This is a genomic window from Micromonospora sp. KC213, from assembly GCF_004348325.1.
GTDB lineage: Bacteria > Actinomycetota > Actinomycetes > Mycobacteriales > Micromonosporaceae > Micromonospora.
The window spans coordinates 75,239-88,268 of the sequence record NZ_SMKF01000001.1; the positions used below are offsets into that span (position 1 = coordinate 75,239).

Genomic DNA, 13,030 nt, shown 5'->3' on the forward strand with positions numbered 1-13,030 from the left:
ATGTCGATCGATCATCGGGACCTGTCGCGCCACCTCGCCGAACTTCGGCAGGTGGCGGCTGCCAAAGTCGAGCAGGACCGGCTGCCCACCGGCCTCGAGGCCGGCCTTCAGGTACGGAAGGATCTGAGCAAGCTTGGGCTGGACAGCTATGCCGTCGACCTGGAGACCAACGGGTATACGGTCCTTCCGCCGCACGTCGCCGGCCCTCCGGACCTCTGGCCCAGGCTACGGGACCTGATCCTGGCAATCGACGAGGAGGAGCAGCCCGACGCGCCCGAGCCAGGCCACTCCCGCGGCCGGAACCTCTGGCACCTGCTGCCCCGGGACCCAGTATTCGAACAGGCCCTCATGGCACCGGCGCCTCTCGCCCTGGTGGCGTATCTGATGGGATACCGGGCAAAGCTGAGCCAGTTCCGGGGAATCGTCAAGGACGACACGTCCGTGCTGCCCATGGAGATCCACGCCGACCACAGCCGAAAGGTTCCTGCGCCCTGGCCGAGCGACGCTCAGTACTGCACGGTCACCTGGGTGCTGAGCGAATACACCAGGGACAACGGCGCGGTGTGCGTCTTCCCCGGCACGCACAAGCTCTGCACCGATGTGCCTCGCGAGTTCGAAATGGCGCATGACCATCCCGATCTCGAGGTGATCGAGGCGGAGGCCGGCTCGGTCATCATCTGGCATGGTGGCCTCTGGCACGGCGCGGTTCCGCGTACCGCGCCGGGCAAGCGCGTGACCCTCGTGATGCCGATGGTCCGCTACCACCTGCTGCCGCAGGAGGTGTTCTTCGCTTCGACCACGCGCGAAATGCTGGAGCGCAACTCGTCCCGCTTCGCCGCGCTCATGGGTCTTCTCGGCGCGTGGCCGTGGGGTGCCGACGGTCCGGACACCGCCTACAAGCGACCAAGTTGGCTGTCGACGTCACGCGAAAACCGGTTCGCCTAGGGCGGTGTTGCCCGGCTGGCCGCGCTGCGCTTCGCCTCCGCCCACAGCTCGCGGAGCCGCTTGGGCGAAGCAGCCGCCAGATCTTCTCCGCGGGCGTCGATGTAGTCGAGCCGGGCAACGAACCGCCCTACGGCGCCGATGAGTACGTCGTCGGGATCGACGCCGAGCTGCCGTGCCACCTGCACCGCCGCGAACAGGATGTCGCCGACCTCGGCCGCGTTGGGATCGGCGCGGGCTTCCGCCACCTCATCCTCGACGTCGGCGAGGGCGGCGGCCAGATCCGGCAGCCCGAAGCCCATCCCCGCGCCGCGGTGCTGGGCACGCAACGCCGCGGCGAGAGCCGACTCGCTCCCAAACGCTCCATTGTGGATATACAGTGATGAGTAGGGGCCAATGTCGATGTATTCGAGATCGTCCCAGGTGACCGGCGCCACCGACTCGCCCGGCATGCCTAGACGATGGGCGACGGTGACCGGCGTGGCCGCCTCGATGTCAGGCAGTCTGGCGGCAGCCGATATCCATCGCGGAGTCAGCTCCGCCACGACAAGTCCACCCTGGCGCACCGAGGCAGCGTTGACCTCGGCGGCTCGCCGCACCCGGACAGCACGGTGGAACGGATCAATTCCGATGCGCTGCCACAACAGGTCGAGGAAGGATGTGCCGGGAATGACACGAAGTACCGCCCGGTGTCGTTTCACCAGCCACGCCACAACCGGCTCCAAGACGTACGGCGAGCCAGGTACAGCGAGCACCGACGGCGATCCCGCTCTGGCCGCGGCATCCAGGAGCAGGCGCGCGGCGGCCGGCGGATCGGTCGACGGCAGGGCAACGCAATCCGAAACGATCGACATCGCCGGGTGCTCGGGCGCGGTCGTGAACACGCTGCCGGCCGTCCGAACGGCGTCCACCGCGGCCCCGCACGCCATGTCGCGCGGCCCCGGACCGAGGCCGACAACGGCAATCCGGTGCTGATCCAACGGAACGGCCTTTCCCGAGGGCATGCCGGGCCATCCGGCAGTTCAAAGACGACGATATACACACGGGCTGTGTGCTCCCTGACCCGGGACACAGGCCCTCGCGAGAACGGAGTCAGGCGCATGTCGAGCCTCGAAAGTGATGCCCGCCTTCTGGCGTGGTGGAGATTTGAGGAGGGGGCGGGAGACGTTGTCGAGGACTCCTCCGGCAACGGCCACACCCTACGCCTCGTTGGCGACCCCGCCTGGGTCCGCGGCAAGCCCGGCGGCGCAGTCGCCCTGAACGGCAAGGATCAGCATCTGGAAACGGCCGGACCGGTACTGCGCACCGACGAAAGCTTGAGTGTGGCCGCGTGGCTGCGCCTGGACCGCGCGGTTGTCGGCGACTACCTTGCCTTTCCACCCGGGTGGTACGCCTTCACTGCTGTCAGCCAGCCAGGACCGGCGGCCGGGTCACTCACTCACTCGCCGTTCTATCTGGGCGTACGGGCGCGCGACGAGGACACCCCAGAGGTGATGAAGTGGTGTCTGGAGGTAGCGCCGGTCGACGGTGACCCGCCCGGTCCACCGTGGCCGTTTGTCTGGGAGAACGCCTTTTCTCCCGGTCAGCTCGACTCGTCGGTGCTCGATCGTTGGGTCTTCGTCGTCGGCGTCGTGGACAAGGAGTCACTGACCACTCACCTCTACCTGCCGGCGACCGGCGAGCACGGCACCGCGACGCTTGTCTCCCATTGGCCATTCTGGCAGGCCGACGCGCCCCTGCAGATCGGGCGGGCGTACTGGCGCAACGAGCCGGTCGACCAGTGGCCCGGGTCCGTCGGGCCGATCCGGCTGTTCGAGGGTGTGCTCACCCAGGACGACGCACAGCGGCTCTATCGCGAGGATCTGGGCGGCGACGAACCCGGCTGAGCGCCACCACGCCGCGTAGCCACGTCGACGAACGGTTGCTCGACGTCTCGAACCAGCAAAGTCATGGCCGACCGGGCAGGTTCGCAGTTGAGCAACCGCCAGCGACCAATTTTGTGAAGACCAACCGCGTGCGGGTGTCGAACGACGGTAACGGGCCCGTGGGGCGGGGCCCGCCAACAGACGCGAAGGGGTTATGCGCGTGACCAGTAACGGGACGCTGGCGGCAAAGGCATCGACCGTGGCCACGGGCCGTGGCGAGCGGAACCGAGCGCTGGTCTATACCGGCACCATCGGCGTCACCACCGTGGCATTGGCTGGACTCATGGGATGGCTCACGCGGTCGCTGGGCGGCGGGGCCGTGCTCGCGTGGTGGGCAGGACTTCTGGCGGTACCGGTGACCAGTCGGATCGCCCAGCAGGCGGTGCACACGGTGCTGCAGGCCATCCTGCCGGACGCCGCGCCGCTGTCGGACCTGGATGCTCAGGCGACCGAGGCCGCGGTCGCCAGAACCTGCTTGGTGTATCCCGTCATCGTGCACGATGAGCAGGACGTCGAGGATCTCCTGACGACAATGCGCGATTCGCGGCGGGACGCCGGATCCGGGTTCGTCGCCCACGTGGCACTGGTGGACTTTGCCGACGGGAACTCCCCCACCCATCCCGGGGACGAAAAGCTGAGCCGTCTCATCGAAGAACGCATCCGGGTCGCGCATGACTGTGCTCCCGGCCCACCGATGTTCGCGCTTTTCAGAGCCAGGAAGTGGAATTCGGCCGACGGCGTCTGGATGGGTTGGGAGCGCAAGCGCGGCAAAATTGTGGAATTCGTGCGCGTGGTCAACGGGTCACAGGACACGACGTTCCTGGCCAACCGGACGGCCACGGCAGCGCTTCGAGGTGTGCGGTTCGTCATCACGCTCGACGTGTGTAGCCGACTGTGTCCAGGTAGCGCTCGGCAACTCGTCGCCACGATCGCCCATCCCGACAACTGCCCGGTCGTCGACCGGGAGACCGGTCAGGTCGTGTCTGGTTTCACGTTTCTCCGCCCGCTCATCGCTTCCAGACGAGCGCGGACCCTCTTCGCTTGGGCGACTCGAGCCAAGCAGCGCTCAGCCAAGATCACGGTCATGCAACAGCTCTTCGGCCGGGATCATTTCTTTGGCCAGGGAATCTTCGAGATCACCGCATTCGCAGCCACCTTGAACGACAGCCTCCCGGAAAACGCCGTACTCAACCACGACAAGATCGAGGGCATGTACGCTCGCGCGGCCTACGAGAGCCGCGCAATGATCATCGAGGACTCCCCCGAAGACTACCTGGCCTCCCGACTTCGCGACCATCGATGGGCACGAGGAGACATTCACCTCGTCCCCTGGCTCCTCGCCGGTCCGAAGTCAACATTGCGACGACTCCCACTGCTGGACCGATACCGTGTGCTCGACGACGCCGTGGGTCACCTGTTGCCACCGGTGAGCTTGGCGCTGTTGGCCTGCGGCTGGCTGGCCCTGCCAGGCGCCCGAGCGGGGCTGTTCGCCGCCGTGGTGGTGCTGGTGCCACTGCTGGCTGGTCACGTGCTGTTCCGCCCAATACTGGCGATCGCCCGACCGTTTCGGCGACGGTTCATATCCGCCCCGACGACGGAGTTGGTGGGGCATCCGTTCCTTCGAGATCACTACAGACACGTCAGACACAAGACTCTTGCGGAGTTGGCGAGCCTTCCGACGGGAATCCTGCTCATGGCGGACCGGGCGGTCACCCTCACCGATGCGGTGGTGCGAGCGGGGTACCGCACCGTCGCTAGCCATCGGGGAATCCTGCAGTGGACAGCAGCGCGGACGCAGACCCGACAGCTGAGGGACGGCGTATGGGTGCGCTATCGCACGATGAGGGCGTCCTGCGTGCTCAGCCTGGTTCTCGCCGGCGTCATTTGGTCGGTCAACCCATCAGCGTTGCCATTCGCGGCGCCGCTGCTCATGCTGTGGTTGGTGGCGCCGCTCGCGGTCTACTACTCGGCCAAACCCACCGTCCGGATACCGTTCACGACTCGATGAGGGCTCCTACCGACATCGAGCGCCTTCGCGATCATCTGCGAGAGCCGCATCGTCCCATCGACGATCAACTAACTTCAACGAGCCAGGGGGTTCGGGCATGGCGGTCGAGGATGCGGCGCAGCCACCGGCGCTGCTGGACTTCCGAGTATCAGCGCTCTTGGCGACTGCGGCTGAGCGAATTCGGCTGGCACGGCTGCTGGCGTTGGCCGGTCCTGGGCTAGTCACCGGGATCATCGCGGCGGGAGTCGCCATGGCGACGTCGGCACCGCTGACGGCGTTGGGTACCGGCGCTGTGGTCGAGAGCGTCGTCGCCGGCAGGGGCATTGCCCAGATGGTGGTGCCGCTCGCGATGGTGGCTGGCGGCGTCCTGTTGCGTCATATCGGCGAGTCGCTGCTGGAGTTGCTCAACTGGCTGGCCACCCGCCGGATTGACAGTGCGGCGCGCAGTCGGGTGAGGACAACGGCGTTGAGCCCGGCGTTCATCGACCACCTGGCCGATCCTCGCTTCGCCGCGGAGGTGACCCGAGCCTCAGACCAAGGTGAGACGTGGCGTCTCCGGTCACCCGGCACCGCGGCGACCGGCCAGGTGGTACTGCTGGCTCGGCTGGTGTCGGCGGTGGGTGCCGCCGTCGTCGTCGCGGCCTACTTTCCGTGGCTGGCGGTGGGGCTGCTGGCAGGTTCCCTGTTGATCCGGGCGATCACCCGCCGGCAGTGGATCTACCTGGAGCGGTTGGTTGATGGTTTCGCCGATGCGCAGCGCCGGGCTGAGTACTGGACTGAGCTGGCCGCGGGGCCGGCCGCGGCAAAGGAGATCCGGCTGTTCGGGCTGGCGCCGTGGGTCGTGGGGCGCCGGCGAGAGGCTCATTCCGCCTGGGCGACGCCGTACTCGACGGAGGTGCGCGGAATCCTGCGGCGGCAGTGGGTCACGATCCTCATCGCCGCCGGTGCCAGCCTGGCCGCGCTACTGATCCCCGGGTTGGCCGCTCTTGATGGACGGCTGAGCCCCAGTGGGCTGGCGGAATGCCTGGCCGCGGCGTGGGCCATTTTCAGCATCAGCTTCATGGGCGTTGAGGCGTTGAACGTCGAGTACGGTGTCGGTGCCGTGCATGCGTTGGATCGGCTGGCCGCCCGCTACGGCACACCGGCACCCAGGACGAGTGCTACGGACACCGCCGGGGCCACAGCAGCCACAGTCGAGCCGGGCCCGCCCAGGGTGGGCTTCGAGCAGGTGCGGTTCGGTTATCCGACTGGCGACCGGCTGGTGCTGGATGGGCTGGACCTCGACATCCACCCGGGTGAGGTGCTTGCCATCGTCGGCCTCAACGGTGCTGGGAAGACGACGCTCATCAAGCTCCTGGCCGGCTTGCACCGTCCGCAATCCGGCCGGGTCACGGTGGACGGGGTTGACATGGCCCGCCTGGATCCCGTGGCATGGCGGCGTCGCATGGCCGTGGTTTTCCAGGATTTCGTGCACTACCCCTCCACATTGCGCGACAACATCCGGATGTCGGCGCCAGAGGCGTCCGCCGACGATGAGGCGATCATGGCGGCTCTCGAGGCTGCCGGTGCGCGGGAGATCATTGAGCGGCACGGGGAAGGTCTGGACACCCCACTGTGGCGTGCTGACGCCGGCGGCACCGACCTGTCCGGCGGACAGTGGCAGAAGATCGCCATCGCCCGGGCGATCTTCGCGGTCCGCCACGGCCGCACGGTCCTGGTGTTGGACGAACCCACGGCCCACCTGGATGTCGCGGCCGAGGCTGAGTTCTACCGGCAGGTCGTCGCGGCGGTAGGTGATGTGTCGGTCGTCCTGATCTCGCACCGGCTGTCGACGATCCGTGACGCTGACCGGATCGTCGTGCTGTCCGACGGGCGAGTCGCCGAGGCGGGCAGCCACGAGGAACTGATGCATCTCAACGGAACCTACGCGCGGCTGTTCCGGCTGCAGGCGGACCGCTTTGCGGGTGTGTCATGAGGCGGATGCTGGGCATCACCGCGGTATCGCTGCGGCTGACCTGGCGCGCGTACCCGCTGGGCACGGTGCTGGGGGTCGGCCTGACCGTGGCGCTGGCCGGCGTGGCTGCCGGTACCGCCGTCAGCCAGCGCTGGCTGATCGATTCCGCAGGTATGGGCATGCTGCCGAGCTTAATCAGCGCGGTTGCGTTGGGTGTCGCCGTGCACATCGTCACCTTGACCCTCGGCCGGATAGCGGGCAACCTGCGGGTTGATCTCGCCGACCGGGTCGCGGCGACACTCGTCGAGGACATTCTGACCGCCACGGCCAAGGTGCCCGACATTGAGCATCTTGAGCGGCCCGAGCACCTTAACCGGTTGTCGCTGCTGCGTCGCGGCGCCTGGGCGCTGGCCTGGTCATGCTGGTCACTCGCGGAGACAGCCTGCGCGGTCGCCAGCCTGGCCCTGAGCGCGTGGCTCCTCGTCGACATCCACCCGGTACTGATTGTCCTCGTCATCGGGACCGCGCCGGTGCTGCTAGCGGGGCGGCGAGCGCAACGTTTGCTCGGGCAGGCGCGCGACGAGGTGGCCGGGCCGCTACGGCAGGAGGCCCAGCTACACGATCTGTGTATCAAGCCCGACCCTGCCAAGGAAGTGTGGATCGCCGGAGCCGGCCCCGAGTTGGACCGAATGGCGCGTGCGGCGTGGCAGACGGCAACTCGCCGGGAGGTTGCCGCCAGGCTGCGGGGTCTGGTCTGGTCGTACGCCGGCTGGGCGACCTACGCCGCTGGGCTCGCAGTGGCTGTCATCGTGGTGGCTGATGCCGCGATGCACCACCGCGCCTCGGTGGGTGACGTGGTGCTGGTACTGAGCCTGTCGAGGGAGCTGCGCTCACAGGCGGCCGGGACGATCGGCGGTCTCGGGGCCGTGGCGGAGGCCGGTCGGATCGCCGGCCACTACAACTGGCTCCGGCAGTACGCGGCTTCCCGGCAACGGAGTGGCGCCACCGCCCCGGACCGCCTGACGAGCGGAATCCGACTGCGTGGCGTAACTTTCTGCTATCCCGGCACCGACATCCCGGTGTTGCAGGATGTCGACATGGATCTTCCGGCGGGGGCAACGATCGCCCTGGTCGGCATCAACGGCGCCGGGAAGAGCACCCTCATCAAACTCCTGTGCGGCCTGTACCAACCCGACCATGGCGTCATCACGGTGGACGGGACTCCGCTCGCTGACCTGGACCCGGCCAGCTGGGCGGCACGCTGCTCCGGCGTTTTCCAGGACTTCGGCAAACTGCAGCTGCCCGTCCGCACGGCGGTCGGCGTGGGAGATCTCCGGCGCATCGATGTCCCGCAGGCTGTCCCGAACGCGGTCGAGCGGGCCGGCGCTGCCGGCCTCGTCGCCGCGTTGCCTCAAGGGCTGGACACCCAGCTAGGACATGTGTTCGGCGGTGTGGAACTGTCGCACGGTCAGTGGCAGAAACTGGCTCTGGCCCGCGCTTTCATGCGTGAGCAGCCGCTGCTCCTGGTGCTCGACGAGCCGACAGCGGCGATGGATCCACAGGCCGAACACGACCTGTTCGAAACCTTCGCCCAGCAATCGCGGGCGGCATCCACCCGCTCCGGAGCGGTAACGCTTCTGGTCTCCCACCGATTCTCCACGGTGCACATGGCTGACCGGATCTTTGTGCTGTCTGACGGGAGAATCGTCCAATCGGGGACACACAGCGAGCTCCTGGCGGCCACCGGTCCGTACGCAACCCTCTACACGGCGCAAGCCCGGGCGTACGGGTGAGCGCCCGGACAAGCCGAATCGCTTCCGGTCAAGAGGCTGTCCATCTCAGGCCGAACGTGCCCGTGCGCCCTGCCGACAGGTGTCAGGGCAGATCTGAAGTCAATGGCCAGCGCGGACCAGGGTGGCCCCCGGCGTGTCGGGCCAGAAACACCTCCGTGACACGGTCCCGGTGACCCGCCTGCGACATGGTCGGTCAGGGCAGTGGGTCAGGAGGCTGTGGCGGGCTTTCTGGTGGCGTCGGCCGAGGTGACGCCGCGCGTGAGGCGGCGGGTGAGGACCTGGGGGCCAGAAGCCGTGATGGCGACGGTGTGTTCGGAGTGTGCGGCGCGGGAGCCGTCGGCGGAGCGGATCGTCCAGCCGTCGTCGTCGAACCTGATTTCGTCGGTGGAGCGGCAGAACCAGGGCTCGATGGCGATGGTGAGGCCGGGTTGCAGTTTCATGCCGCGGCGGGCGCGGCCGTTGTTGGCCACGTGCGGGGCCTCGTGCATGGTGCGGCCGATGCCGTGGCCGCCGAACTCGGCGTTCACGCCGTAGCCGTAGGAATGGGCGACCTCGCCGATCGCGGCGGAGATGTCGCCGAGGCGGCCGCCGGGCTGGGCGGCGGTGATCCCGGCCTCCAGTGCGACCTCGGTGGCCTCGATCAGCTTCAGGTCGGCCGGGTCGGGGGTGCCGACGATGACGGAGAGCGCGGAGTCGGCGACCCATCCGTCGATGCCGACTGCCATGTCGATGCTGAGCAGGTCACCGTCCCGCAGACCATAGTCGTGCGGCAGGCCGTGCAGCACCGCGTCGTTGACCGACAGGCACAGCACGTTGCGGAACGGGCCGCGGCCGAACGAAGGGGCGTAGTCCCAGTAGCAGGATGTCGCGCCGCGTTCGGTGATCCGGCGGCGGGCGTGGTGTTCGAGGTCCATCAGGTTGACGCCGACCGCGGCGACATCGCTCAGCTCGGCGAGCAGTTCGCCGACGAACTGGCCGGTCACCGCCATCCGGCCGATCTCCTCGGCGGACTTGAGCTCGATCACGACAGCCTCCCCCTCCGATGCGGTATTTCTATACCGGTATTTTTATACCATGCCAGGTCGGGACGTCCGAAGGGGATATCCTGCTGGCATGGTTCGCCAGCCACTCACCGCCGAACAGATCGCAGCGGGCCAGCGCCTCGGAACCGCCCTGCGGGCCGCGCGGGCCGGCCGCAGCCTCGTCGAGGTTGCCCTGGCGGCCGGCATCTCCCCCGAGACGCTACGCAAGATCGAGGCGGGCCGCCTTCCGGCTCCGGCGTTCGGCACTGTCGTCTGCCTCAGCCAGGCCCTGGAGATTCCCCTCAGCGACCTGGCCGACGTCTGGCTGGCCGACACGCCCATCCGCCAAGCGTCCTAGCCTGGGTGATTCACCCTGATCGCCGAGGTGGACTGTTCACCGGCACGCACCTGAGCAGGGTTGCCCGCCCGCGAGAGACCCAGGACCGTCCGGTCAGTTCAACGCGCCCGGGCGCCTGGTGTATCGGGCCTGGCCACGCCGAAGCTGATCAAGCGGTTCTGGGCCTTGCCGCGTCCTGCCTGCCGGGGTGACCGATGCGGGGCAGACGAACGGCCGCCACGGTGGCGGCCGATGCCCGAGAGTGAATCAGTGGATGTACTCGGCGGCCTCCCGCCCGGCCGGCCCGGCGAACGACCAGGCGACCAGCCCGCCGAGCGCGAGCACGCCCGCCGTCACCGCGGCCGCCGTGTTCTGCGGCCCCTGCGCCTGCCACGTCACGACGGCACCCCCGGTCCCGTCCTGGGGATACACGGCCGCGATGGTCGTCCAGAGCAGGGGCAGCAGCCACGCCCGGGCGGCGCCGAACGTCGCGGTGCCCAGCGCGGTCAAACCCAGCAGACCGGCCGCGTCGCGGACGACCAGTGCGGCCGGGCCGAACCGGGCCGCGGTCGGCAACGTGGCGGACAGGACGAGCGAGACGACCAGCAGGGCGGCAACCAGGTGCACGGCCCGCCGCCAGGGCCAGCGCATCGCCGCGATACGTTCCAGGTGGTCGTCCGGTCCGGCCAGCGTGGTCGACAGCACCGCGACCATCAACAGCACGGTCAGCACGACCGTGACGCGGGCGGCGTCCCGGCTGTCCGCGAGCGCGAGCCACAGGCCCCAGATGAGCACCGCGCCACCGACGCTCACCGCCAGCGCGAGCGGGACCCGCCGCGAGCGCAGGTACAGCAGGGTCCAGGTCATCGGGCGCTCCGGGACAGCAGTCCGGCGCTGTCCGCGCAGGCCCGGACGGCGCGGTGGACGGCCGTCACGCGGGCTAGCGCCTCGTCCTCGGGCAGTTGCCGCAGACCCTGCCACAACTGGACGGCTTCGGCGTTCAACGCCGGGTCCTCGGAGAGGGCACCGGGGATGACGCCGACGTCCGACCGTGGCTCCTGCCCGAGCAGCCAGTAGGCCGCCGCCCGCTCGACCACCGGGTCGCGGTCGCGGCAGTCCCGGTCACTCTCGACGCCCAGCCCGGCAACGATCTCCGGCACCACCGCGCCCGGATGGGCGAGCCCGCCGTGGTCGTCGGTCCGGACCGGGATCCGTACGACGTCGTCGCGCCGGGGCGGCTGGGGTGTGCCGGCATCGTACGTGCGGGTGTCCTCGTGCACCGCGCTCGGCGCACCCGGCAGCCGGGCCAGCCGGGCCAGGCCGTCGCGGGCCAACGGGGTGAGCGCCGCGAGCACGTGGGCGTTGACCCGGCTGACACAGACCTTCGGCGCGTCGTCGGTACACACCAGTTGCCGTGCGACCGGGTCGATCGGCGTGTCCAGGGCTGCCGCGTCCCGGGGCACCACCGCGCTCGCCGCGGTCACCCCGAGCAGCACCGGCAGCAGTGCGGCCGTACGGAGACGCCAGTCGCCGGCCACGACCAGCACCACACCGGCGACCGCGAGCGCGGCCATCCAGATCGCGTGTGCGCCGCTGACCCGGTTGTCGATCGTCTGGAAGGCATGGTGCTGACTCGTGCCGTAGATCGGCGACAGCACCGCAGCCAACCAGTCCGGCCGGATCTGCGATCCGAACATCGTCAGCAGGACACCGGCCACACCCAGCGCGGGAGCGGTCGCCAGGGCGGGCAGCAGCCGCCCTGTCCCCAGGCCGAGCCACGCCGCACCGATCAGGGACAGCACGCCCACCGCCGTGACGACGGTGAAGTTCACCACCGGGAAGTAGCGGGCGGTGGTGATGATCCAGGCGGCGCCGGCCAGGATCGTCAGCAGGTACCCGGCCGCCAGCGCGACGGCCATCGCACCGAGGACCGGTGCCATCCGCTGCCCGCGGGGGCGGGGCGTGGTCGCGAACAGTTCGCCGACCTTCGCCCGGTGCTCCCGGCGGCCCTGCCAGGCGCCGGCGGCGAGGGCGAGCGGCCACAGGAGCAACGTGTACTCGCGCGCGGTCATGGCCAGCGACATCCAGCCGCTCGCCCACCGGCCTGGCGCGACGTAGAGGGCGGCGACCGCGATCACCAGCATGATCAGCGCCGCGCCCGGGGCGGCGGACCGGCGCAGCTCGACTCCGAGGACGTTCATCGGACGGCCTCCGCGCGGTGCCGGCGCAGGACAGCCGAGTAGCCGCGTTCGGCGGCACTGTCTCCGGCGTGGTTCGGGTCGCCCTGCCCGGATAGGTCCGCGGCAGTGCCCTGCCACACCAGCCGGCCCTCGTTGACCAGGACGACCTCGGTGCAGGCGGCGGCCACGTCCTCGACCAGATGGGTGGAGACCAGCACGCAGGTGTCCGTGCCGAGGTCACGCACCAGTTCCCGGAAGTCGAGGCGCTGCTCCGGGTCGAGGCCGACCGTCGGCTCGTCAAGCAGCAGCAGGCGTGGATCGTTGACGATGGCCTGGGCGATGCCGGCCCGGCGCAGCATGCCTCCGGACAGCGTCTTCATCCGGGCGTCGGCCTTCGCGGTCAGCCCCACCCGGTCGATCGCCCGCTGTACCGCCGCGGCCAGTCCGGCCTTGGGCATCTCCTTGAGCCAGGCCATGTATCCGACGAACTCACGGACCGTGAACCGCGGGTAGAAGCCGAAGTGCTGAGGCAGGTAGCCCAGCTGACGGCGGACCAGCCGGAGGTCGGACCGACCGTCCACCGGGTGCCCGAGCAGCGCCAGCCGTCCGCCGGCCGGGTTGGTCACCGTGGCCAGGGCCCGCATCAGGGTGGTCTTGCCGGCACCGTTCGGGCCCAGCAGACCGTACACGCCGGCGCCCAGGGCCAGGTCGAGACCGTCCACCGCCAGGTGCCGGCCGGCGCGGACCCGTAGCCCCTCGGCGTGGACAGCCCAGGGGTGGGTGGTGGCGACCGTCTCGGCCGCGCTCACCGCACGCATCATCGTTTCCCCTCATTTCGGATGCGCTTCGCCGTCGGCCGTTGCCGTGGG

General features: G+C 69.2%; 11 protein-coding genes. 6 read left to right on the plus strand and 5 right to left on the minus strand.

Annotated elements, in window-relative coordinates; genetic code table 11:
• Positions 1 to 945, plus strand: coding sequence for a phytanoyl-CoA dioxygenase family protein (locus E1166_RS00290; protein WP_132334630.1), 945 nt, complete (start codon positions 1 to 3; stop codon positions 943 to 945).
• On the opposite strand, the gene E1166_RS00295 is transcribed toward E1166_RS00290, so the two are convergent.
• On the minus strand, positions 942 to 1,946 hold the full coding sequence (locus E1166_RS00295) for an SAM-dependent methyltransferase (protein ID WP_132334632.1): 1,005 nt from the start codon (positions 1,944 to 1,946) through the stop codon (positions 942 to 944). The two genes, E1166_RS00290 and E1166_RS00295, sit on opposite strands and share 4 nt — an antisense overlap.
• A 96-nt stretch (positions 1,947 to 2,042) precedes the next feature.
• Here E1166_RS00295 and E1166_RS00300 point away from each other — a divergent pair, with 96 nt between their 5' ends.
• The 4 genes from E1166_RS00300 (at position 2,043) to E1166_RS00315 (ending at position 8,622) form a co-directional block, all read left to right on the plus strand.
• Positions 2,043 to 2,828: a LamG-like jellyroll fold domain-containing protein gene (locus E1166_RS00300; protein WP_132334634.1), complete on the plus strand. Its 786-nt coding sequence runs from the start codon at positions 2,043 to 2,045 to the stop codon at positions 2,826 to 2,828.
• Between the two features lie 199 nt (positions 2,829 to 3,027).
• On the plus strand, positions 3,028 to 4,875 hold the full coding sequence (locus E1166_RS00305) for a hypothetical protein (protein WP_132334636.1): 1,848 nt from the start codon (positions 3,028 to 3,030) through the stop codon (positions 4,873 to 4,875).
• A 97-nt stretch (positions 4,876 to 4,972) separates the two neighbouring features.
• Positions 4,973 to 6,850, plus strand: coding sequence for an ATP-binding cassette domain-containing protein (locus E1166_RS00310; RefSeq protein ID WP_132334638.1), 1,878 nt, complete (start codon positions 4,973 to 4,975; stop codon positions 6,848 to 6,850).
• A 5-nt stretch (positions 6,851 to 6,855) separates the two neighbouring features.
• Entirely contained in the window at positions 6,856 to 8,622 is a 1,767-nt protein-coding gene (locus E1166_RS00315; RefSeq protein WP_165944192.1) for an ABC transporter ATP-binding protein, read from the plus strand.
• Between the two features lie 206 nt (positions 8,623 to 8,828).
• Here the strand turns inward: E1166_RS00315 and map are convergent, their stop codons facing one another.
• Positions 8,829 to 9,647: a type I methionyl aminopeptidase gene (gene map / locus E1166_RS00320; RefSeq protein WP_132334642.1), complete on the minus strand. Its 819-nt coding sequence runs from the start codon at positions 9,645 to 9,647 to the stop codon at positions 8,829 to 8,831.
• A gap of 88 nt (positions 9,648 to 9,735) precedes the next feature.
• Here map and E1166_RS00325 point away from each other — a divergent pair, with 88 nt between their 5' ends.
• Positions 9,736 to 10,002 carry a helix-turn-helix transcriptional regulator gene (locus E1166_RS00325; protein ID WP_132260797.1) on the plus strand — a complete coding sequence of 89 codons (267 nt, stop codon included), beginning with the start codon at positions 9,736 to 9,738 and terminating at the stop codon, positions 10,000 to 10,002.
• Between the two features lie 246 nt (positions 10,003 to 10,248).
• On the opposite strand, the gene E1166_RS00330 is transcribed toward E1166_RS00325, so the two are convergent.
• Genes E1166_RS00330 through E1166_RS00340 form a run of 3 tightly spaced genes read right to left on the minus strand, consistent with a single transcriptional unit; the run spans position 10,249 to position 12,979 of the window.
• The gene (locus E1166_RS00330; RefSeq protein WP_132334644.1) at positions 10,249 to 10,848 is read right to left on the minus strand and encodes a hypothetical protein; all 600 of its coding nucleotides are present in this window, start codon (positions 10,846 to 10,848) and stop codon (positions 10,249 to 10,251) included.
• Positions 10,845 to 12,182: a hypothetical protein gene (locus tag E1166_RS00335; protein ID WP_132334646.1), complete on the minus strand. Its 1,338-nt coding sequence runs from the start codon at positions 12,180 to 12,182 to the stop codon at positions 10,845 to 10,847. Before E1166_RS00335 ends, E1166_RS00330 begins: the two co-directional genes overlap by 4 nt.
• Positions 12,179 to 12,979 (minus strand): ABC transporter ATP-binding protein, encoded by an 801-nt coding sequence (locus tag E1166_RS00340; RefSeq protein ID WP_132334744.1) that lies wholly within the window; start codon positions 12,977 to 12,979, stop codon positions 12,179 to 12,181. Before E1166_RS00340 ends, E1166_RS00335 begins: the two co-directional genes overlap by 4 nt.
• Between the last annotated feature and the right edge of the window lie 51 nt (positions 12,980 to 13,030).

Excerpts from the sequence above, each read along its gene's own strand:
- E1166_RS00290 (WP_132334630.1), top strand. The coding sequence starts at position 1 with ATGTCGATCGATCATCGGGACCTGTCGCGCCACCTCGCCGAACTTCGG.
- E1166_RS00295 (WP_132334632.1), bottom strand. The coding sequence starts at position 1,946 with ATGCCCTCGGGAAAGGCCGTTCCGTTGGATCAGCACCGGATTGCCGTT.
- E1166_RS00300 (WP_132334634.1), top strand. The coding sequence starts at position 2,043 with ATGTCGAGCCTCGAAAGTGATGCCCGCCTTCTGGCGTGGTGGAGATTT.
- E1166_RS00310 (WP_132334638.1), top strand. The coding sequence starts at position 4,973 with ATGGCGGTCGAGGATGCGGCGCAGCCACCGGCGCTGCTGGACTTCCGA.
- E1166_RS00315 (WP_165944192.1), top strand. The coding sequence starts at position 6,856 with ATGCTGGGCATCACCGCGGTATCGCTGCGGCTGACCTGGCGCGCGTAC.
- E1166_RS00325 (WP_132260797.1), top strand. The coding sequence starts at position 9,736 with ATGGTTCGCCAGCCACTCACCGCCGAACAGATCGCAGCGGGCCAGCGC.
- E1166_RS00330 (WP_132334644.1), bottom strand. The coding sequence starts at position 10,848 with ATGACCTGGACCCTGCTGTACCTGCGCTCGCGGCGGGTCCCGCTCGCG.
- E1166_RS00335 (WP_132334646.1), bottom strand. The coding sequence starts at position 12,182 with ATGAACGTCCTCGGAGTCGAGCTGCGCCGGTCCGCCGCCCCGGGCGCG.
- E1166_RS00340 (WP_132334744.1), bottom strand. The coding sequence starts at position 12,979 with ATGCGTGCGGTGAGCGCGGCCGAGACGGTCGCCACCACCCACCCCTGG.